At 60.4% G+C, this 20145-nt stretch carries 18 protein-coding genes; all 18 read right to left on the bottom strand.

What is annotated here, in order from left to right; all coding sequences use genetic code 11:
• Positions 1-8: 8 nt before the first annotated feature.
• The 18 genes from nuoL to mnmA all read right to left on the bottom strand — a co-directional run bounded on the left by nuoL (position 9) and on the right by mnmA (position 20137).
• Positions 9-1862 (bottom strand): NADH-quinone oxidoreductase subunit L, encoded by a 1854-nt coding sequence (gene nuoL / locus NH234_RS19210; RefSeq protein WP_085732151.1) that lies wholly within the window; start codon positions 1860-1862, stop codon positions 9-11.
• On the bottom strand, positions 1859-2167 hold the full coding sequence (nuoK, locus tag NH234_RS19205) for an NADH-quinone oxidoreductase subunit NuoK (protein ID WP_003180046.1): 309 nt from the start codon (positions 2165-2167) through the stop codon (positions 1859-1861). The genes nuoL and nuoK overlap by 4 nt, the downstream gene beginning before the upstream one ends.
• A 3-nt stretch (positions 2168-2170) precedes the next feature.
• Positions 2171-2671: an NADH-quinone oxidoreductase subunit J gene (nuoJ, locus tag NH234_RS19200; protein WP_085690004.1), complete on the bottom strand. Its 501-nt coding sequence runs from the start codon at positions 2669-2671 to the stop codon at positions 2171-2173.
• Between the two features lie 9 nt (positions 2672-2680).
• Complete coding sequence (gene nuoI, locus NH234_RS19195; protein WP_085690002.1) at positions 2681-3229, bottom strand: NADH-quinone oxidoreductase subunit NuoI; 549 nt, start codon at positions 3227-3229, stop codon at positions 2681-2683.
• An 11-nt stretch (positions 3230-3240) separates the two neighbouring features.
• Entirely contained in the window at positions 3241-4248 is a 1008-nt protein-coding gene (nuoH, locus tag NH234_RS19190) for an NADH-quinone oxidoreductase subunit NuoH (protein WP_007951460.1), read from the bottom strand.
• Complete coding sequence (nuoG, locus tag NH234_RS19185; protein WP_367253883.1) at positions 4245-6959, bottom strand: NADH-quinone oxidoreductase subunit NuoG; 2715 nt, start codon at positions 6957-6959, stop codon at positions 4245-4247. Before nuoG ends, nuoH begins: the two co-directional genes overlap by 4 nt.
• Positions 6960-7096: 137 nt before the next feature.
• On the bottom strand, positions 7097-8452 hold the full coding sequence (nuoF, locus tag NH234_RS19180) for an NADH-quinone oxidoreductase subunit NuoF (RefSeq protein ID WP_085732149.1): 1356 nt from the start codon (positions 8450-8452) through the stop codon (positions 7097-7099).
• Positions 8449-8946 (bottom strand): NADH-quinone oxidoreductase subunit NuoE, encoded by a 498-nt coding sequence (gene nuoE / locus NH234_RS19175; protein ID WP_003223804.1) that lies wholly within the window; start codon positions 8944-8946, stop codon positions 8449-8451. The genes nuoF and nuoE overlap by 4 nt, the downstream gene beginning before the upstream one ends.
• Positions 8947-8948: 2 nt before the next feature.
• Entirely contained in the window at positions 8949-10733 is a 1785-nt protein-coding gene (gene nuoC / locus NH234_RS19170; RefSeq protein WP_085712391.1) for an NADH-quinone oxidoreductase subunit C/D, read from the bottom strand.
• Between the two features lie 70 nt (positions 10734-10803).
• A complete protein-coding gene (locus tag NH234_RS19165) occupies positions 10804-11478 on the bottom strand; it encodes an NADH-quinone oxidoreductase subunit B family protein (RefSeq protein WP_007951456.1) in 675 nt (224 codons plus the stop codon).
• Between the two features lie 10 nt (positions 11479-11488).
• Entirely contained in the window at positions 11489-11902 is a 414-nt protein-coding gene (locus NH234_RS19160) for an NADH-quinone oxidoreductase subunit A (protein ID WP_003223812.1), read from the bottom strand.
• A gap of 545 nt (positions 11903-12447) precedes the next feature.
• Positions 12448-13773, bottom strand: coding sequence for an isocitrate lyase (gene aceA, locus NH234_RS19155; protein ID WP_011334956.1), 1326 nt, complete (start codon positions 13771-13773; stop codon positions 12448-12450).
• 475 nt (positions 13774-14248) lie between these two features.
• The gene (locus NH234_RS19150) at positions 14249-15001 is read right to left on the bottom strand and encodes a secretin N-terminal domain-containing protein (RefSeq protein WP_367253879.1); all 753 of its coding nucleotides are present in this window, start codon (positions 14999-15001) and stop codon (positions 14249-14251) included.
• 213 nt (positions 15002-15214) lie between these two features.
• Positions 15215-15640 carry a GNAT family N-acetyltransferase gene (locus NH234_RS19145; RefSeq protein ID WP_179694431.1) on the bottom strand — a complete coding sequence of 142 codons (426 nt, stop codon included), beginning with the start codon at positions 15638-15640 and terminating at the stop codon, positions 15215-15217.
• Positions 15633-16808, bottom strand: coding sequence for a cupin domain-containing protein (locus NH234_RS19140; RefSeq protein ID WP_367253877.1), 1176 nt, complete (start codon positions 16806-16808; stop codon positions 15633-15635). Before NH234_RS19140 ends, NH234_RS19145 begins: the two co-directional genes overlap by 8 nt.
• A gap of 86 nt (positions 16809-16894) precedes the next feature.
• A complete protein-coding gene (gene purB, locus NH234_RS19135) occupies positions 16895-18265 on the bottom strand; it encodes an adenylosuccinate lyase (RefSeq protein WP_085732146.1) in 1371 nt (456 codons plus the stop codon).
• A 127-nt stretch (positions 18266-18392) separates the two neighbouring features.
• Positions 18393-19016, bottom strand: coding sequence for a high frequency lysogenization protein HflD (gene hflD / locus NH234_RS19130; RefSeq protein ID WP_064380694.1), 624 nt, complete (start codon positions 19014-19016; stop codon positions 18393-18395).
• Positions 19013-20137 (bottom strand): tRNA 2-thiouridine(34) synthase MnmA, encoded by a 1125-nt coding sequence (gene mnmA / locus NH234_RS19125; protein ID WP_367253874.1) that lies wholly within the window; start codon positions 20135-20137, stop codon positions 19013-19015. Before mnmA ends, hflD begins: the two co-directional genes overlap by 4 nt.
• Positions 20138-20145: the final 8 nt, after the last annotated feature.

The following is a 20145-nucleotide window of genomic DNA, read 5'->3' as shown; positions in this document are numbered from 1 at the left end:
GGTTCATATCAGACCGCTACCAGCACGACAGCGCCGATGACCAACACGGCACCAGCAGCCATCGAAGCAGCGTACCAACGCAGTTGACCGGTTTCGGTACGGCTCAGGGCGGTGTGACCACCCTTGGCCATGCGCGGGATCAGACCGATGGTCTGGTCGAGCGGGTCTTTGCGCAGCATGTGGCTGATCGCAAGGTACGGCTTCACGAACAGTTTGTCGTAGATCCAGTCGAAGCCCCAGGCAGCGAACCACCAGGCCGAAAGGAAACGGCCGATGCCGCTGTTGGCGATCGCGGTCACAAAGCGACGCTTGCCGAGGAACAGCAGGGCCGCCAGCAGGATACCGGCCAGGGCGATGGCGCCCGAGGCGATTTCCAGGCTGTGCTTGGCTTCGCCACCGGCATGGCCAACGCTCTCGGGCAGTACGCCGTGCAGCGGTGGAACGATCATGGCGCCGACGAAGGTCGACAGCACGATCAGCACCGACAGTGGCAGCCAGTGAGCGATGCCGTGACCGGCGTGAGCTTCGGTCTTGGCTTCACCGTGGAACGTGATGAAGATCAGGCGGAAGGTGTACAGCGAAGTCATGAATGCACCGACCAGACCTGCGTAGAGCAGACCGTGGTTGCCGCTGGCGAACGCTTCCCAAAGGATTTCGTCCTTGGAGTAGAAACCTGCGGTCACCAGCGGCAGGGCAGCCAGAGCGGCACCACCGACGATGAAGCTGGCGTAGGCCAGCGGCAGTTTCTTCCACAGGCCGCCCATCTTGAAGATGTTCTGCTCGTGGTGGCAGGCAACGATCACCGCACCGGAAGCAAGGAACAGCAGGGCCTTGAAGAAGGCGTGGGTCATCAGGTGGAAAATCGCGCCATCCCAGGCGCCAACGCCCAGCGCCAGGAACATGTAGCCGATCTGGCTCATGGTCGAGTAGGCGAGGATACGTTTGATGTCGGTTTGCACCAGCGCGGCGAAACCGGCCAGTACCAGGGTCACACCACCGACGATGCCGACCAGGTGCAGGATGTCCGGCGCCAGGGTGAACAGGCCGTGGGTACGGGCGATCAGGTAGACACCGGCAGTAACCATCGTTGCAGCGTGGATCAGTGCCGAAACCGGGGTAGGACCGGCCATCGCGTCCGCGAGCCAGGTCTGCAGCGGCAGTTGAGCCGATTTACCGACCGCACCACCCAGCAGCATCAGAGTCGCCAGGGTGATCCAGAAGTCGCCGACCTGGAATTTCTGCGGTGCCAGCACCAGCAGTTCCTGGATGTTCAACGTGCCCACTTGCTGGAACAGGATGAACAGGCCGATGGCCATGAACACGTCGCCGATCCGAGTCACGATGAAAGCCTTGAGTGCGGCGTTACCGTTGTTGCGGTTGCTGTAGTAGAAACCGATCAACAGGTACGAGCACAGGCCCACGCCTTCCCAGCCGAAGTACACGAACAACAGGTTATCGCCGAGCACCAGAAACAGCATGCTGGCGATAAACAGGTTGGTGTACGAGAAGAAGCGCGAGTAACCCGCTTCACCGCGCATGTACCAGGACGCGAACAGGTGGATCAGGAAGCCCACGCCCACCACCACGCCGAGCATGGTGATCGACAGGCCGTCGACGTAGAGGGCGAAGTTCGGCTTGAAGCCTTCCACCGCCATCCACTGCCAAAGCACCAGGGTGTAGTGACCGCCTTCGGGAGGCGCGACGTTGAATTGCCAGATGACGTAGGCAGCGACAATCGCCGACAAGCCAATGGAACCCACGCCGATCAGCGCCGAGAGGTTTTCCGACCAGCGTCCACGGGAGAACGACAGCAACAGGAAACCGATCAGAGGGAATACGAAAGTCAGAAAGATCAGGTTCATCCGCGCATCTCACTGGCAGCGTCGATATCGAGCGTGTGGAAGCGGCGATACAGTTGCAGCAGGATCGCCAGGCCAATACTGGCTTCGGCGGCTGCAAGGCTGATCACCAGGATGAACATGATCTGTCCATCCGGTTGCGCCCAGCGGGCGCCCGCAACGATGAAGGCCAGTGCAGAGGCGTTCATCATCACTTCCAGACTCATCAACACGAACAAAATGTTACGGCGGACCATCAGGCCGACCAGACCAAGGCAGAACAGGATGCCGGCAACGGCCAATCCATGCTCGAGAGGGATAGCAGGCATGTCTTACTCCTTCGCCTCGTTACGGCCCAAATGGAACGCCGTGACGGCTGCAGCGAGCAGCAGCATCGAGGCGAGTTCGACCACCAGCAGGTACGGACCGAACAGGCTGATGCCCACGGCTTTCGCGTCCACGGTGGTTTGACCGATGGCTTGACCGCTCTGGTGAGCGAACAGCACATACAGCAGTTCGGCCAGCAGCAGGGCGGCGAGAATCACCGGTCCTGCCCAGATGCCGGGCTTGAGCCAGGTGCGTTCCTGCTGAACCGAGGCCGGGCCCAGGTTCAGCATCATCACCACGAACACGAACAGCACCATGATGGCGCCGGCGTAGGCGATCACTTCCAGCACGCCGGCGAACGGTGCGCCGAGGGCGAAGAAGGTCATGGCCACGGAGATCAGCGAAATGATCAGGTAGAGCAGGGCGTGCACAGGATTGGTGTTGGTGACCACACGCAGTGTGGACACAACAGCGATACCCGATGCGAAATAGAAAGCGAATTCCATCGTTCTTCCTTAAGGCAGCAAGCTCTTCACGTTGATCGGCTCGGCTTCGTTTTGTGCGGCGCCTTTCGGCTTGCCCGCAACGGCCATACCTGCAACACGATAGAAGTTGTAATCAGGGTTTTTGCCGGGGCCGGAGATCAGCAGATCTTCTTTCTCGTACACCAGGTCCTGACGTTTGAACTCGGCCATCTCGAAATCCGGGGTCAATTGGATCGCGGTGGTCGGGCAGGCTTCCTCGCAGAGACCGCAGAAAATGCAGCGCGAGAAGTTGATACGGAAGAAGTCCGGGTACCAGCGACCGTCTTCGGTTTCAGCTTTCTGCAGCGAGATGCAACCCACCGGGCACGCCACGGCGCACAGGTTGCAGGCTACGCAGCGTTCTTCGCCATCGGGGTCGCGGGTCAGGACGATGCGGCCACGGTAGCGTGGCGGCAGGTAGACCGGCTCTTCCGGGTATTGCAGGGTGTCGCGCTTGCGAAAGCCATGGCCGAAGATCATGACCAGGCTGCGCAACTGGGTACCGGTACCCTTAACGATGTCGCCAATATATTTGAACATGGGTCAAATCCTCACTGAACCGCAACCGCAGGCGTGTTCCACAACACGATTGCAGCGGTCACCAGCAAATTGATCAGGGTCAGTGGCAGGCAGAATTTCCAGCTGAAATCCATCACCTGGTCATAACGCGGACGCGGGATGGAAGCGCGCAGCAGGATGAACAGCATGATGAAGAACGCAGTCTTCAGTGCGAACCAGACGAAGGACAGTTGCGGCAGGATGCCGAACGGACCGTGCCAGCCACCGAAGAACAGGGTGACCAGCAGCGCCGAGATCAGGATGATGCCGATGTATTCACCGACGAAGAACATGCCCCATTTCATACCGGCGTATTCAATGTGGTAACCGTCGGCCAGTTCCTGTTCCGCTTCCGGCTGGTCGAACGGGTGACGGTGAGTCACGGCCACGCCAGCGATGAAGAAGGTACAGAAGCCGAAGAACTGCGGAATGATGAACCACAGGTTCTGCGCCTGGTACTCGACGATGTCGCGCATGTTGAACGAGCCGACCTGCACCACGATGCCCATCAGGGCCAGGCCCATGAACACTTCGTAGGACACGGTCTGCGCCGAGGCACGCAAGCTGCCCAGCAGGGCGAACTTGTTGTTACTCGACCAGCCGGCGAACAGAACCGCGTAGACCGAGAGACCTGCCATGGCGAAGAAGAACAGCAGGCCGATGTTCAGATCCGCCACGCCCCAGGTCGGGGTGATCGGGATGATCGCGAACGCGATCAGCAGGGCGGACATGGCTACCACCGGCGCCAGGGTGAAGATCACCTTGTCGGCAAACGGCGGAGTCCAGTCTTCCTTGAAGAACATCTTCAGCATGTCGGCAGCGATCTGGAACATGCCGAACGGACCGACGCGGTTCGGACCGTAACGGTCTTGCCACCAGCCCAGCAGGCGACGTTCGACAAAGCTGAGCAACGCACCTGCGACCACAACGGCCAGCAGGATCACGATGGCTTTGATGACCGTCAGGATCACATCGATCACTTCAGGGGTGAACCAGGTCATTGCGCTGCCTCCTGCAGACCATCAACGGATACGCCGGCGAATGCCGGTGGAATGCCGGCGATGCCCGCAGGCAATGCCACCAGACCTGCGCCCAGCTCTTCATTGATGCGCAGCGGCAGACGCAGGGTCTGGCCGGCAACGTTGAGGCTCAGCAGTGCGCCGTCGTTGACGCCCAGGCGGTCGGCTTCGGACTTGGCCAGAGCAACGTAGGCTGCCGGAATGCGTTCCTGAACCGGAGCGGCTTTCGAAGAGTTCTCTTCGCTGCCGAACAAGTGGAAGAACGGTACGGCTTGCCAGGTGCCCGGTGCCGGGTTGAACGCGCGTGGCGCAGCAGCGAACCAGTTCAGCGAATCACCGGTGCTTTCGATCAGGCGAGTACCCGGATCGCCAGCGCGCAGGTGACCACCGACTTCGTCCTGGAACTTGTTCCAGGCTTGCGGCGAGTTCCAGCCCGGCGACCAGGCGAACGGCACTTGCTGACGCGGTTCGGCGGAGCCCGAGTAACCTTCCATCGAGAAGGCAAACGCGGTGTCCTTGTCTTGCGGGGTGCGTGGTTCATGAACGCTGATGTCGGCGCGCATCGCGGTGCGACCGGAATAACGCAGCGGCTCACGCGCCAGTTTCAGACCCTTGATGCGGAACGCAGCGGACGGAGCGGCATCGACGATGCGCGCCAGTTGCTCGGTGCTCGAAGCGACGGCAGCGGTCACGTGGTCGAGTTGCGTCCAGTCGATCGGCTGGTTCAGCAGCGTCGAGCGCAGGGCGTGCAGCCAGCGCCAGCCTTCGTGTACCAGGATGCTCGCGTCCATGTATTGCGGGTCGAAAACCTGGAAGAAGCGCTGGGCGCGACCTTCCTGGCTGACCAGCGTACCGTCGCCTTCAGCGAAGCTGGCCGCTGGCAGAACCAGATGCGCGCGGTCGCTGGTGGCGGTCTTCTGGTGGTCGGCAACGATCACTACTTTCGCAGCGTTCAGTGCCGCATCGACCTTGGCTTTCGAGGTGCGGGTGTACAGATCGTTTTCCAGCACGACAATGGCGTCTGCCTTGCCGTCGATGACCGCTTGCAGCGCTGCATCGACCGATTCGCCACCGAGCATGGCCAGACCGAGGCTGTTGGCTTCCGGCACGATCAGGCTGATCGAACCGTTCTTCTCGCGCAGCTTCAGGGCCTTGGCGATGTTCGCAGCCGCTTCGATCAGGGCTTTGGAACCCAGCGAAGTGCCGGCGATGATCAGCGGACGCTTGGCAGCGAGCAGGGCGTCGGCGATGCGCTTGGCCAGTTCCAGGGCTTCAGCATCCAGGCCTTCGACGGCCGGTGCGCTGGCGTCCAGGGCGTGGGCCACGGCGAAACCGATGCGGGCCAGATCGTCCGGAGCGGCGTGTACACACTCTTCGGCGATATCGTCGAGCTTGGTTTCAGCCAGGCTGGCGATGAACAACGGGTTCAGCTCGTGCTGACCGATGTTCTTCACCGCGGCGTCGAGCCAAGGCTGAACGCGCATGGCTTCAGCCATGTCTTCGGCCTTGCCTTTGACCGACTGACGCAGGGCCAGGGCCATGCGGGCGGCGGTCTGGGTCAGGTCTTCACCGAGGACGAACACGGCGTCGTGGTCTTCGATGTCGCGCATGTTCGGCACTGGCAGCGGGCTGTCTTTCAGCACTTGCAGGACCAGACGGATGCGCTCCAGTTCGGAGGCTTCGATACCGGAGTAGAAGTGCTCGGCGCCGACCAGTTCACGCAACGCGTAGTTGCTTTCGAGGCTGGCACGTGGCGAACCGATACCGACGATGTTGCGACCGCGCAGCAGGTCGGCGGCTTTGTCCAGCGCCGCATCCAGCCCAAGCTTGGTGCCGTCGGCCAGCATTGGCTGACGTGGACGGTCGGTGCGGTTGACGTAGCCATAACCGAAACGGCCACGGTCGCACAGGAAGTACTGGTTCACCGAACCGTTGTAACGGTTTTCGATGCGACGCAGTTCGCCGTAACGCTCGCCCGGGGAAATGTTGCAACCGCTCGAGCAGCCATGGCAGATGCTCGGCGAAAACTGCATGTCCCACTTGCGGTTGTAGCGCTCGGAGTGAGTCTTGTCGGTGAACACACCGGTCGGGCAGACCTCGGTGAGGTTACCGGAGAACTCGCTTTCCAGCGTGCCGTCTTCAACGCGACCGAAATACACGTTGTCGTGGGCACCGAATACACCGAGGTCGGTGCCACCGGCGTAGTCCTTGTAGAAACGCACGCAGCGGTAGCAGGCGATGCAGCGGTTCATCTCGTGGGAAATGAACGGGCCCAGTTGCTGGTTCTGGTGGGTGCGCTTGGTGAAGCGATAACGGCGCTCGTTGTGGCCGGTCATCACAGTCATGTCTTGCAGGTGGCAGTGACCGCCTTCCTCGCACACAGGGCAGTCGTGCGGGTGGTTGGTCATCAGCCATTCAACGACACTGGCGCGGAACGCCTTGGATTCTTCATCGTCGATGGAGATCCAGGTGTTGTCGGTGGCAGGGGTCATGCAGGACATGACGATGCGACCACGGGTGTCGTTCTCGTCGGTGTACTGCTTGACCGCGCACTGGCGGCAGGCCCCGACGCTACCAAGCGCGGGGTGCCAGCAGAAATAAGGGATGTCGAGGCCCAGCGACAGACATGCCTGTAACAGGTTGTCTGCCCCGTCGACTTCGAGCGCTTTGCCGTCTACGTGGATAGTGGCCATGGTTCAAAGGTCTTCGTTGGCCCGGTGTCAGCGGGCGTGGCTAATGGAATCTTGTTATCCGTCCGAATCCAGTCAGCCCCGAAAGGCGTCATCGGACGAAAGGCGAAGGGCACGGACCCTTCGCCTTTTTTAAGCGTTTACGCGCCGACTGTGATCGGCTTCGCCAGAGGCGGGACGGCGGCGCTTGCAGGCGCAATACCGGCTTCGAACTCTGGACGGAAGTATTTGATGGCACTGCCCAACGGCTCCACGGCACCCGGTGCGTGAGCACAGAAGGTCTTGCCCGGGCCGAGGAAGTTGACCAGACCCAGCAGGGTCTCGATGTCGCCTGGCTGGCCGCGGCCTTGTTCGATGGCCATCAGCAGCTTGACGCTCCATGGCAGGCCATCACGGCAAGGGGTGCAGAAACCGCAGGATTCGCGGGCGAAGAACTGCTCCATGTTGCGCAGCAGGGACACCATGTTGACGCTGTCGTCCACCGCCATGGCCAGGCCGGTACCCATACGGGTGCCCACCTTGGCGATGCCGCCGGCGTACATTTGGGCATCGAGGTGTTCCGGCAACAGGAAACCGGTACCGGCGCCGCCTGGCTGCCAGGCCTTGAGCTTGTAACCGTCGCGCATGCCACCGGCGTAGTCTTCGAACAGCTCGCGACCGGTCACGCCGAATGGCAGTTCCCACAGGCCCGGGTTCTTGACCTTGCCGGAGAAGCCCATGAGCTTGGTGCCCATGTCTTCACTGCCGTCGCGGGCCAACGATTTGTACCAGTCCACACCGTCGGCAATGATCGCCGGCACGTTGCACAGGGTTTCAACGTTGTTGACGCAGGTCGGCTTGCCCCACACGCCAACGGCGGCAGGGAAGGGCGGCTTGGAGCGCGGGTTGGCGCGGCGACCTTCGAGGGAGTTGATCAGTGCGGTTTCTTCACCGCAGATGTAACGCCCGGCGCCGGTGTGGACGAACAGCTCGAAATCGAAACCGCTGCCCAGGATGTTCTTGCCCAGCAGGCCCGCTGCCTTGGCTTCTTCCACGGCGCGGTTCAGGTGCTTCGCGGCGGTGGTGTACTCGCCACGCAGGAAGATGTAGCCACGGTAGGTTTTCAGCGCGCGAGCACTGATCAGCATGCCTTCGATCAGCAGATGGGGCAGTTGCTCCATCAGCATGCGGTCTTTCCAGGTGTTCGGCTCCATTTCATCCGCGTTGCACAGCAGGTAGCGGATGTTGATGGATTCGTCTTTTGGCATCAGGCCCCACTTCACGCCAGTAGGGAAGCCTGCGCCGCCGCGGCCTTTCAGGCCAGAGTCCTTCACGGTCTGGACGATGTCGTCCTGCGCCATGTCGGTGAAGGCCTTGCGCGCTGCGGCGTAACCGTTTTTGGCCTGGTATTCGTCGAGCCACACGGCTTCGCCGTCGTCACGCAGGCGCCAGGTCAGCGGGTGAGTCTCGGCCGAACGCTGGATGCGGTTGGCCGGACCGAAAGAAGTCAGGGTCATACGTAGCCCTCGAGCAGTTTGGCGACGCCGGCAGGCTGGACATCGCCAAAGGTGTCGTCATCGATCATCAGCGCCGGTGCCTTGTCGCAGTTGCCGAGGCAGCAGACCGGCAGCAGGGTGAAGCGACCGTCGGCGGTGGTCTGGCCCAGGCCGATACCCAGGTTGTTCTGGATTTCGCTGACCACCGACTCGTGACCGCCGATGTAGCAGACCATGCTGTCGCAGACGCGAATGATGTGGCGGCCGACCGGCTGACGGAAGATCTGGCTGTAGAACGTGGCAACGCCTTCAACGTCGCTGGCCGGGATGCCGAGGATCTCGCCGATGGCGTACAGAGCGCCGTCCGGCACCCAGCCGCGTTCCTTCTGAACGATCTTCAGGGCTTCGATCGACGCCGCGCGCGGATCTTCGTAGTGATGCAGCTCGTGCTCGATGGCCGAGCGCTCGGTTTCACTCAGGGTGAAACGGTCTGTCTGGATAAGCGTGCTGTTCATGCTTAGCGGTCCACGTCGGCCATAACGAAGTCGATACTACCCAGGTACGCAATCAGGTCCGCGACCATGCTGCCTTTGATCACCGAAGGGATCTGCTGCAGGTGGGCGAAGCTCGGAGTACGGATCCGGGTACGGTAGCTCATGGTGCCGCCGTCGCTCGTCAGGTAATAACTGTTGATGCCCTTGGTCGCTTCGATCATCTGGAAGGATTCGTTGGCCGGCATGACCGGGCCCCACGAAACTTGCAGGAAGTGCGTGATCAAGGTTTCGATGTGCTGCAGCGTGCGCTCTTTCGGCGGCGGCGTGGTCAGCGGGTGATCCGCCTTGTACGGGCCTTCCGGCATGTTACGCAGGCACTGGTCGATGATCCTGACGCTCTGGCGCATCTCTTCGACGCGAACCATGCAGCGGTCGTAGGCATCACCGTTGGCGGCCAGCGGCACTTCGAACTCGAAGTTCTCGTAGCCGGAGTAAGGACGCGCTTTACGCAGGTCGAAATCGCAACCGGTGGAACGCAGGCCGGCACCGGTGACGCCCCATTCCAGGGCCTCTTTGGTGTTGTACTGGGCAACGCCGATGGTACGACCCTTGAGGATGCTGTTCTGCAGGGCGGCCTTGGTGTATTCGTCGAGGCGCTTTGGCAGCCATTCAACGAAGTCTTTCACCAGTTTGTCCCAGCCGCGCGGCAGGTCGTGGGCGACGCCACCGATGCGGTACCAGGCCGGGTGCAGACGGAAACCGGTGATGGCTTCGATCACCGTGTACGCCTTCTGGCGGTCGGTGAAGGTGAAGAACACCGGGGTCATGGCGCCGACGTCCTGGATGTAGGTACCCAGGAACAGCAGGTGGCTGGTGATCCGGAAGAACTCGGCCATCATGATGCGGATGACGTCGACCTTCTCCGGCACCTTGATGCCGGCCAGCTTCTCGACCGAGAGCACGTACGGCAGGTTGTTCATCACGCCGCCGAGGTAGTCGATACGGTCGGTGTACGGAATGAAGCTGTGCCAGGACTGACGCTCGGCCATCTTCTCGGCGCCACGGTGGTGGTAACCGATGTCCGGAACGCAGTCGACGATTTCTTCACCGTCCAGTTGCAGGATGATGCGGAACGCACCGTGAGCCGAAGGGTGGTTCGGGCCGAGGTTGAGGAACATGTAGTCCTCGTTCGGGCCGGAACGCTTCATGCCCCAGTCTTCAGGACGGAAGCGCGCGGCTTCTTCCTCGAGCTGTTGCTTGGCCAGGTTCAGGCTGAACGGATCGAATTCGGTGGCGCGCGCCGGGAAGTCCTTGCGCAGCGGGTGACCTTCCCAGGTCGGCGGCATCATGATGCGCGACAGGTGAGGGTGACCTTTGAAGTCGATGCCGTACATGTCCCAGACTTCACGCTCGTACCAGTTGGCGTTCGGCCAGATGCTGGTGACGGTCGGCAAGCTGAGGTCGCTCTCGGACAAGGCGACCTTGATCATCACGTCACTATTACGTTCCAGCGACATGAGGTGATAGAACACGGTGAAATCGGCACCGCTCGGCAGCCCTTGACGCTTGGTGCGCAGACGCTCGTCCACGCCGTGCAGGTCATAGAGCATGACGTACGGCTTGGGCAGGTTGCGCAGGAAAGTCAGGACTTCAACGAGCTTGGCGCGGGCCACCCACAGCACCGGCATGCCGGTGCGGGTCGGCTGAGCGGTGAACGCTTCGGCGCCAAAACGGTTGTTCAGTTCGACGACCACATCCTGGTCGTCTGCCTTGTAAGGCGGGATGTACAGAGCACTGCCTGTAGTCATGGTTATTTTTTCGCTTTCGGTCAACGTAAAGAATGAAGCCAGCTTCTCGTTTCTTTGAAACAGATCTGGATCAGACTTCGTCAGGGCTACGCAGATTGGTGACTGCGATTCGCTGTTCGCGGCGCTGTTCCTTCTGCGAAGGCATGTCGGCGCGATAAACGCCTTGATCGCCAACGACCCAGGAAAGTGGGCGACGCTCCTGGCCAATGGATTCCTGCAACAGCATCAAGCCTTGCAGAAATGCTTCTGGACGGGGCGGGCAGCCAGGTACGTAGACGTCCACGGGCAGGAACTTGTCCACCCCTTGAACCACGGAGTAGATGTCGTACATGCCACCGGAGTTGGCGCACGAACCCATGGAGATAACCCATTTCGGTTCGAGCATCTGCTCGTAGAGACGCTGAATGATCGGCGCCATCTTGATGAAGCAGGTCCCGGCGATAACCATGAAGTCGGCCTGACGCGGTGATGCCCGGATAACTTCGGCGCCGAAGCGCGCGATGTCGTGGGGCGCCGTGAAGGCGGTGGTCATTTCCACGTAGCAGCATGACAGGCCGAAGTTGTACGGCCACAGGGAGTTCTTACGTCCCCAGTTGACCGCGCCACTCAGCACGTCTTCCAGCTTGCCCATGAAAATGTTTTTGTGGACTTGATCTTCTAACGGATCGGAAACGGTTTCCCGCTGGCCGATCGGATACTGCTCGTTAGGAGCATCGGGGTCGATTCTGGTGAGATTGTATTGCATTGCCAAAGCCTCATTGTTTCAGCTTCGCCTGCCGCTTGCGACGAGCTTCCGGAGCCCAGTCAAGGGCGCCCACTCGGAACAGGTAGACAAGACCTGCCAACAGAATTGCTATGAAAACGAGAGCTTCGACGAATCCGGTCCAGCCGCTTTCGCGGACGGACACAGACCATGCAAAGAGAAAGAGGGCTTCGATATCGAAGATCACGAAGAGCATCGCGACCAGATAGAATTTGGCTGATAGCCGCAAGCGGGCGCCACCGGTAGGTAGCATGCCGGACTCGAACGGTTCGTTTTTGCTGCGGCCCCAGGCTTTTGACCCGAGGAGGCTGGAGACGCCGAGCATGAAGGCACACAGGCCGACTACACCCAGAAGGAAAATGGCAAAGCCCCAGTTGTGGGCCATGAGTCCTGTCGCTTCGGGCATGCTGGAAATCCTTAACAGAGAGCAAAGGTCTCTGAGCTTGATAAAGAAATAAGGCAGTGACGATATGTCGCAGCAATCAATCGCGCTGATTTTATGGCTAAACACCCTGCAAGTAAAATTCCTATAGCGAAATTATTTATTGGAATAAGGACATAGCGCACCTCTATGGCCCTGTAGCCCATGCATTGCGGGCATTAGCCGGGTTTTCACGAATTATGTTTTGTAGGAAATGTAACGAACATAGTTGCTGCTAAATGATAATTGATATCGTTTGGAGTGGTTTTGTAACTGTTTAGCGATTGGGCAGTTGGGAAGTTGTCTTATATCCGCGTTACTGCAAGTAGCGGCGGCGCCCGTTTTAACCGATTTTTGTGACGCGGATACCGCTCTGGATCAATGTTTCGCCCGAAAGGCTGTGCCAGCTCGGGGGCGTTCAGCGGGTCGCAGGCAAAAAAAACGCCCCGAACCAGTCGGGGCGTCAGTCTTTCGGCTATGCGGTTAGCTTTCTATACGGTCCGCAAAGGCCGTTTACTCGGTGAAGTCGATCAGTGGAACTGTTCTTCTTCGGTCGAACCGGTCAGCGCGGTCACCGAGGACGTACCGCCCTGGATCACGGTGGTCATGTCGTCGAAGTAGCCGGTGCCCACTTCCTGCTGGTGAGCCACGAAGGTGTAACCCTTGGCGGCGTCAGCGAATTCCTGCTCCTGCAGCTTCACGTAGGCAGTCATGTCGTTGCGGGCGTAGTCGTGCGCCAGGTTGAACATGCTGTGCCACATGTTGTGAATGCCGGCCAGGGTGATGAACTGGTGCTTGTAACCCATGGCGGACAGTTCGCGCTGGAACTTGGCGATGGTCGCGTCGTCCAGGTTTTTCTTCCAGTTGAAGGAAGGCGAGCAGTTGTACGACAGGATCTGGTCCGGGTATTCCTTCTTGATCGCTTCGGCGAAGCGACGGGCTTCATCCAGGTCCGGCTTGGCGGTTTCGCACCAGATCAGGTCGGCGTACGGTGCGTAGGCCAGGCCACGGGCGATTGCCTGGTCCAGACCTGCACGCACCTTGTAGAAGCCTTCCTGGGTGCGAGTGCCAGTCACGAATGGCTGGTCGTACGGGTCGCAGTCGGAAGTCAGCAGGTCGGCAGCGTTGGCGTCGGTACGGGCCAGGATGATGGTCGGTACGCCAGCAACGTCGGCAGCCAGACGAGCAGCGGTCAGCTTCTGTACGGCTTCCTGGGTTGGAACCAGAACCTTGCCGCCCATATGGCCGCATTTCTTCACGGAAGCCAGCTGGTCTTCGAAGTGAACGCCGGCGGCGCCTGCTTCGATCATGCTCTTCATCAACTCGTAGGCGTTCAGTACGCCGCCGAAACCGGCTTCAGCGTCAGCCACGATTGGCGCGAAGTAGTCGATGTAGCCTTCGTCGCCCGGGTTCTTGCCGGCTTTCCACTGGATCTGGTCGGCACGACGGAACGAGTTGTTGATGCGCTTGACCACGGTTGGAACCGAGTCCACCGGGTACAGCGACTGGTCCGGGTACATCGATTCGGCGGAGTTGTTGTCCGCAGCGACTTGCCAGCCCGACAGGTAGATCGCCTGGATACCGGCTTTAACCTGCTGTACAGCCTGGCCGCCGGTCAGGGCGCCCATGCAGTTGACGAAGTCTTTCTCTGGGCGGAAGGACGGCTTGGCACCTTGGGTAACCAGGTTCCACAGCTTCTCGGCGCCCATTTTTGCAAAGGTGTGCTCTGGTTGAACCGAGCCACGCAGACGGACGACGTCAGCAGCGGAGTAATTGCGAGTCACGCCTTTCCAGCGCGGGTTTTCAGCCCAGTCTTTTTCAAGGGCTGCAATTTGCTGTTCGCGTGTCAGTGCCATGGAGATAAACCTCGTCGCGTCTTTATGAAAAGTTGTTCTGCGGTGGAAAATTCCTTGCGCTCGCTGACCAGAAGCTTAGGTGGTCAGGTCGGGTTCGGCGGGGCAGGCGACGGGATGAACGATGGGCTCGAGGGGAAGTGAGCAGGTAAAGGCGAACTGGCGGGCGCATTCGGGCGTCGTGGGCCTTTATGCGAACTACAGTGTAAAGCCGGGTTACCTAATTACGCTTCCGTCCCTCGGGACAACTTCGTTCCAGTCGGCAACCTCGTCAAACACACCTTGTGGGCGGTACAGACACGAAACGGCTCGCGGGGATGGGTGCGAGCATCGCTTCGAAGGCCCTTGCCAGGGCCTCTGATTAGCGGGAGCGAGGCCATCATGCCTTCGCTTTTTTGGCTCGTCAAACGTTTGTAGTGCTTTTTTTCAAGCACTACATCTTTCGTCTAATACGACTAATCAGTCAGTTTTCGGTGCTTTAGTCCAACGTGTCGACTTTCACCCGCAACGTCATGTCATCCCGGCCTTGAGTCGAGTAGCTGCGGGCCAGACCCTGTTTGTCGGCCTGAGTCTCGCGGTTCACACCGGCCAGGGTGATCCATTCGCCCAGGCGTCCGGTGACGGTTGTGTCGGTGCTTTGCACGTTCACTACATCGGGACGTTCCTGGCTCATGCGGTCACGGTTGGTACTGATTGCCAGGTGAACGGTGTCGCCGGTGACGCTGGCGGTGACGTAAAACCCTTGGGTGACGTTGCGATATTGAGTCTGGCTGCTGTAATCGCCCCAGGAGTTGGTCTGGCTGCTGGTGATCGGCACGCTCTGGCCGACCTGGATCAGGGCGGGCGCGCCTTCGCTGGCCTGAATCTGCTGAATGCCGCCGTCACGGCTGGCAGTGCTGCGGCTGATGATGCGGGTCTGCGCGCCGTTGACCGAATAGCCTTCATCGCCACGACCGTTGTTTTCGTTGGTGTCGACCGTGATCAGCAGGCGCTTGGGCGCGGTGTCGAGTTGCGAGAGCAGGTCCTTGAGTTCTTCGATCTTGCCGGGTTCAGCCTTGACGATCAGTTGATTACCATAAGCGCTGACCTGGCCGTCCTTGCCGAGGAAGTCCTGAGCCACCGGCAGCATGTCGGCGCTGGTGTGGTACTTGAGGGGCACGATTTCTGTGGCTGCCATCACCGAAAAACTGCAGCCGAGCAGCAGGGTGGTGAGCAGGGTGCGTAGGGACATGTCCGTTATCTCCGCTTTTGAAAGGCTTGATATTGCCAGTTTGTCGGCCCGGGGTGGGGCAAGTTGAATCGTAGACAGCAAAACGCCCCGGCATCGTGAGATACCGGGGCGTTTTGAGTGTTCTCGAGACTGCTATCGCGAGCAGGCTCGCCGCCACAGGATTGACGCTGAACCTGTGGGAGCGAGCTTGCTCGCGAAAGGAGCGCCTCGGTCTTAAGCCGAATGACGAACCATATCGACATGCGGAATCCCTGCTTCCAGGAATTCCTCGCTGACCATGTTGAAGCCCAGGCGCTCATAGAACGCCGTGGCCTGCACCTGAGCGCTAAGCATCTGCTGCTTCAGGCCCCGTGCTTCCGCTTCAGCAATCACCGCTTGCATCAGCGCATCGCCGACCTTCAATCCGCGCCAGTCCTTCAGCACCGAGACCCGGCCAACATGCCCGTCGGGCAAGAGGCGGGCGGTGCCGATCGGAAAGTCGCCTTCGAAGGCCAGGAAATGCACCGCCGTGGCGTCATCGGCGTCCCACTCAAGCTCGGGTGGAACCGATTGTTCGGCAATGAACACCGTTTCGCGAATGCGGCGGATCTCGGCGTTGTCCTTTTGCCAGTCTGCAACACGTACGCGAATCTTATTCATCGTCGGCGAACCCCAGGCTTCCCTGTTTGACCAGTTCGCACAGCAGACCGCGACCGTCTTCGTCGCTCAGCCAGTCACCGAGGTTGTCGGTGTGCAGGGCGTCGGCGGAGCAGATCAGCTTCAGCAGTTCGCGCAGCTTGCCCGGCAGGTAACGGCTCTGGCCGCTGGCGAACAGCAGCAGATCGTCATCGACTTCCGACCATGCCAGGCGCGCGCTCGGGTTGCGGATCAGAATGGCGCCGTCTTCGAGCGCGTTGAGGAAGTCTTCTTCCTCAACTTCTTCCGGGCCGACCACCAGTTCTGGATAGCGCGGCTCGGTCATGTACTGGCCGAACCAGGTCAGCAGCAGGCGTTCGTCGCTCATGTGCTCGGCGAGCAGCGCTTTCAGGCGGCCGAGTGCATCGTGCTGGATCTGGTGTGGATCATCGCTGACCGGTTTTGCATCGGCGTCGGTGTAACGCTCTTCGTCAGTCAGGAACTGGCTGAGGAAGTCGGTGAAATGGGTCAGCACTTCAGCGGCGCTTGGTGCGCGGAAGCCGACCGAGTAGGTCATGCAGTCATCGACGGCAACGCCGCAATGGGCCAGGCGTGGCGGCAGGTAGAGCATGTCGCCCGGTTCCAGGACCCACTCTTCGGTCTCGTGGAATTCGGCGAGGATGCGCAGGTCCGCGTGTTGCAGCAGCGGGCTTTCGGAGTCGCACATCTGGCCGATTTTCCAGTTGCGCTTGCCGTGGCCTTGCAGCAGGAATACGTCGTAGTTGTCGAAGTGCGGGCCGACGCTGCCACCCGGGGCGGCGAAGCTGATCATCACGTCGTCGACGCGCCAGCTTGGCAAGAAGCGGAAGTTCTCCAGCAGCTCGCTGACTTCCGGCACGAACTGATCGACAGCCTGCACCAGCAAGGTCCACTCGCGCTCTGGCAGTTTGCTGAATTCGTCTTCGGCGAACGGGCCGCGGCGCAGTTCCCACGGGCGCTCGCCATGCTCGATCACCAGGCGCGATTCGACTTCTTCTTCCAGGGCCAGGCCGGCGAGTTCGTCGGCGTCGATCGGGCTTTCGAAATCAGGAATCGCCTGACGGATCAGCAGTGGTTTTTTCTGCCAGTAATCGCGCATGAATTCGCGCGCCGTGAGACCACCCAGAAGTTGAAGAGGAATATCGGGATTCATATGTAACCTATTGAAAAAAAGCATTTTTCAGACGGGAATAAAAACGCCCGGCGCGGCCGGGCGTCTCAAACGGGTCAAGCAGTCGATCAGATGCGTTTGGCTTGCGCTACAGCGTTGCCGATGTAGTTGGCCGGAGTCAGTTGCTTGAGCTCGGCTTTCGCAGCGGCCGGCATGTCCAGGCCATCGATGAAAGTCTGCAGCGCTTCAGGGCTGATGCCCTTGCCACGCGTCAGTTCTTTTAGCTTCTCGTACGGGTTTTCGATGTTGTAGCGACGCATTACGGTCTGGATCGGCTCGGCCAGGACTTCCCAGCAAGCGTCCAGATCGGCAGCAATTTTTTCAGCGTTCAGTTCTAGCTTGCTGATGCCTTTGAGGCTGGCTTCGTACGCGATCACGCTGTGGGCGAAGCCGACACCGAGGTTACGCAGCACGGTGGAGTCGGTCAGGTCGCGCTGCCAGCGCGAGATCGGCAGTTTGCTCGCCAGGTGCTGGAACAGCGCGTTGGCGATGCCCAGATTGCCTTCGGAGTTTTCGAAGTCGATCGGGTTGACCTTGTGCGGCATGGTCGACGAACCGATTTCGCCGGCAATGGTGCGCTGCTTGAAGTAACCCAGGGAGATGTAGCCCCAGATGTCACGGTCGAAGTCGATCAGGATGGTGTTGAAGCGCGCAATGGCGTCAAACAGCTCGGCGATGTAGTCGTGCGGCTCGATCTGCGTGGTGTACGGGTTGAAGGCCAGGCCCAGCTCGTCTTCGATGAAGGCGCGGGCGTTGGCTTCCCAGTCGATCTGCGGGTAGGCCGACAGGTGAGCGTTGTAGTTGCCGACAGCGCCGTTGATCTTGCCGAGCAGCGGAACGGCAGCGACCTGGGCGATCTGGCGCTCAAGACGGTAAACCACGTTCGCCAGCTCTTTACCCAGAGTGGTCGGCGAAGCCGGCTGACCGTGGGTACGCGACAGCATTGGCACGTCGGCAAAGCGCAGGGCCAGTTCGCGGATGGCGTTGGCGGTCTGGCGCATCAGCGGCAGCATCACGTCATCACGGCCTTCGCGCAGCATCAGGGCATGGGACAGGTTGTTGATGTCCTCGCTGGTGCAGGCGAAGTGGATGAACTCGCTGACCTTGGCCAGTTCCGGCAGCTTGGCCGCCTGCTCCTTGAGCAGGTACTCGATCGCTTTCACGTCGTGGTTGGTGGTGCGCTCGATCTCTTTTACGCGCTCGGCGTGCTCCAGCGAGAAGTTTTCGGCCAGTTCGTTCAGAACGGCGTTGGCTTCGGCGGAGAAGGCTGGCACTTCCGGGATGCCGGCGTGAGCGGCCAGGCGCTGGAGCCAGCGCACTTCAACCAGAACGCGGGCACGGATCAGGCCGTACTCGCTGAAAATCGGGCGCAGGGCCTGGGTTTTGCCGGCGTAGCGGCCGTCAACAGGGGAAACCGCAGTGAGCGAAGAGAGCTGCATGGGGTGTTCTCGGACAGTCGGGCAACGAAATGGGGCGCGTATCATACATGAAAAAATCCGCCGGTCCGTCACCAACTGACCGGCGTATTACGCGTTACAGACTACAAAGCTTTTATTGCGCGGCGATTTACTCGCTGCGCATCAACGGATACAGCTCTTTGAGCAGCTTGCGACGACTGATCACCAACTGCCAGCGATGACCGCCGAGCTGACGCCACAGGCGTGCCGAACGAATGCCGGCGAGCAGCAGGGCGCGAATCTTCGAGGCGTTGCTCGGCTGCTGCAGGTTGCGCATGTCGCCGTGCACCTGGATGCGTTGGCGCAACGTGCTCAGGGTGTCCTGATACAACGCGCCGCAGGCAGCGATCACGTTTTCGTGGGCCGGGCCGAAATGCTCGACCTGCGACTGGATCTGCGGCAAACGCTTGCCGATCACGTCGAGCATGTCGTTGCGCTTGGCCAGTTGGCGCTCAAGGCCGAGCATTGACAAGGCGTAGCGCAACGGCTCGCGCTGCAAGGTGCTCGGATCGCGCTCAAGGGCGCCGATCAGGGCGCGATAACCCTCGCGCAGGTTGATATCGTCGCCGCCATACACGTCCAGTGTGTCCTTCGGATCGCGCACCAACAGGCTGCCGAGCATGCAGCTCAGGCCGGCCTCATTGGTCTGGCCGGTCTTGGCGATCCGGTCGACCAGCACGGCGGCGAGAAACACGCCGCCCAAAGCCGTTAGTTGCTCCTGAGTCGGGCTCATGCCTGGCCGCTCCACGGCTCGGCAACTTCAATCACGCCGCCACCGAGGCAGATTTCGCCGTCATAGAACACCACCGACTGGCCCGGTGTGACCGCACGTTGTGGCTCGTCGAATACGGCGCGATAGCCGGTCGCGGTTTTTTCCAGGGTGCAGGTCTGATCACTCTGGCGATAACGGACCTTGGCGGTCAGGCGCAGCGGCTGGCTCAGATCGATCGGGTTGACCCAATAGATTTCCGAAGCGAGCAGGGCGCTGGAGAACAGCCACGGATGGTTGTTGCCCTGGCCGACAATCAGCTCGTTGGTGTCCAGATCCTTGCGCAGCACGTACCACGGCTCGTCGCCGGCGTCTTTCAGGCCGCCGATGCCCAGGCCTTGGCGCTGGCCGATGGTGTGGTACATCAAGCCGTGGTGACGGCCGATGACTTCGCCCTCGGTGGTCTTGATCTCACCCGGTTGCGCTGGCAGGTATTGCTTGAGGAAATCGCTGAAACGACGCTCGCCGATGAAGCAGATCCCGGTGGAATCCTTCTTCTTGGCGGTGGCCAGCTCGTATTTCTCGGCAATGGCACGGACTTCCGGTTTTTCCAGCTCGCCGACCGGGAACAGGGTCTTGGCGATCTGTTCACCGCCGACGGCGTGCAGGAAGTAGCTCTGATCCTTGTTCGGATCCACGCCCTTGAGCAATTCGGTGCGACCATCGATGTCGCGACGGCGAACGTAGTGACCGGTGGCGATCAGGTCGGCGCCGAGCATCATGGCGTAGTCGAGGAACGCCTTGAACTTGATCTCGCGGTTGCACAGGATGTCCGGGTTCGGGGTGCGTCCGGCCTTGTATTCGGCCAGGAAATGCTCGAACACGTTGTCCCAGTACTCGGCGGCAAAGTTGGCGGTGTGCAGCTTGATACCGATCTTGTCGCACACGGCCTGGGCATCCGCCAGGTCGTCCATGGCGGTGCAGTATTCCGTTCCGTCGTCTTCTTCCCAGTTCTTCATGAACAGGCCTTCCACCTCATAACCCTGCTCGATCAGCAGGAGAGCGGAAACGGAAGAGTCCACGCCGCCGGACATGCCGACAATGACGCGCTTCTTGGATGTGTCAGAAGGGGCTGGATCACGCATAGGGATTC

It is taken from the genome of Pseudomonas sp. stari2, from assembly GCF_040760005.1.
In the GTDB taxonomy this organism is placed as follows: Bacteria; Pseudomonadota; Gammaproteobacteria; order Pseudomonadales; family Pseudomonadaceae; genus Aquipseudomonas.
This window is presented reverse-complemented; position numbering and strand designations above follow the sequence as displayed.

What these genes read in the sequence shown, in the direction of transcription:
- mnmA (WP_367253874.1), bottom strand. Translation starts at nt 20,137, where the DNA reads ATGCGTGATCCAGCCCCTTCTGACACATCCAAGAAGCGCGTCATTGTC.
- nuoE (WP_003223804.1), bottom strand. Translation starts at nt 8,946, where the DNA reads ATGAACAGCACGCTTATCCAGACAGACCGTTTCACCCTGAGTGAAACC.
- nuoF (WP_085732149.1), bottom strand. Translation starts at nt 8,452, where the DNA reads ATGACCCTGACTTCTTTCGGTCCGGCCAACCGCATCCAGCGTTCGGCC.
- NH234_RS19165 (WP_007951456.1), bottom strand. Translation starts at nt 11,478, where the DNA reads ATGCAATACAATCTCACCAGAATCGACCCCGATGCTCCTAACGAGCAG.
- NH234_RS19145 (WP_179694431.1), bottom strand. Translation starts at nt 15,640, where the DNA reads ATGAATAAGATTCGCGTACGTGTTGCAGACTGGCAAAAGGACAACGCC.
- nuoL (WP_085732151.1), bottom strand. Translation starts at nt 1,862, where the DNA reads ATGAACCTGATCTTTCTGACTTTCGTATTCCCTCTGATCGGTTTCCTG.
- NH234_RS19140 (WP_367253877.1), bottom strand. Translation starts at nt 16,808, where the DNA reads ATGAATCCCGATATTCCTCTTCAACTTCTGGGTGGTCTCACGGCGCGC.
- nuoJ (WP_085690004.1), bottom strand. Translation starts at nt 2,671, where the DNA reads ATGGAATTCGCTTTCTATTTCGCATCGGGTATCGCTGTTGTGTCCACA.
- NH234_RS19160 (WP_003223812.1), bottom strand. Translation starts at nt 11,902, where the DNA reads ATGCCCGAAGCGACAGGACTCATGGCCCACAACTGGGGCTTTGCCATT.
- nuoC (WP_085712391.1), bottom strand. Translation starts at nt 10,733, where the DNA reads ATGACTACAGGCAGTGCTCTGTACATCCCGCCTTACAAGGCAGACGAC.
- hflD (WP_064380694.1), bottom strand. Translation starts at nt 19,016, where the DNA reads ATGAGCCCGACTCAGGAGCAACTAACGGCTTTGGGCGGCGTGTTTCTC.
- aceA (WP_011334956.1), bottom strand. Translation starts at nt 13,773, where the DNA reads ATGGCACTGACACGCGAACAGCAAATTGCAGCCCTTGAAAAAGACTGG.
- nuoK (WP_003180046.1), bottom strand. Translation starts at nt 2,167, where the DNA reads ATGCCTGCTATCCCTCTCGAGCATGGATTGGCCGTTGCCGGCATCCTG.
- nuoH (WP_007951460.1), bottom strand. Translation starts at nt 4,248, where the DNA reads ATGACCTGGTTCACCCCTGAAGTGATCGATGTGATCCTGACGGTCATC.
- nuoG (WP_367253883.1), bottom strand. Translation starts at nt 6,959, where the DNA reads ATGGCCACTATCCACGTAGACGGCAAAGCGCTCGAAGTCGACGGGGCA.
- nuoI (WP_085690002.1), bottom strand. Translation starts at nt 3,229, where the DNA reads ATGTTCAAATATATTGGCGACATCGTTAAGGGTACCGGTACCCAGTTG.
- purB (WP_085732146.1), bottom strand. Translation starts at nt 18,265, where the DNA reads ATGCAGCTCTCTTCGCTCACTGCGGTTTCCCCTGTTGACGGCCGCTAC.
- NH234_RS19150 (WP_367253879.1), bottom strand. Translation starts at nt 15,001, where the DNA reads ATGTCCCTACGCACCCTGCTCACCACCCTGCTGCTCGGCTGCAGTTTT.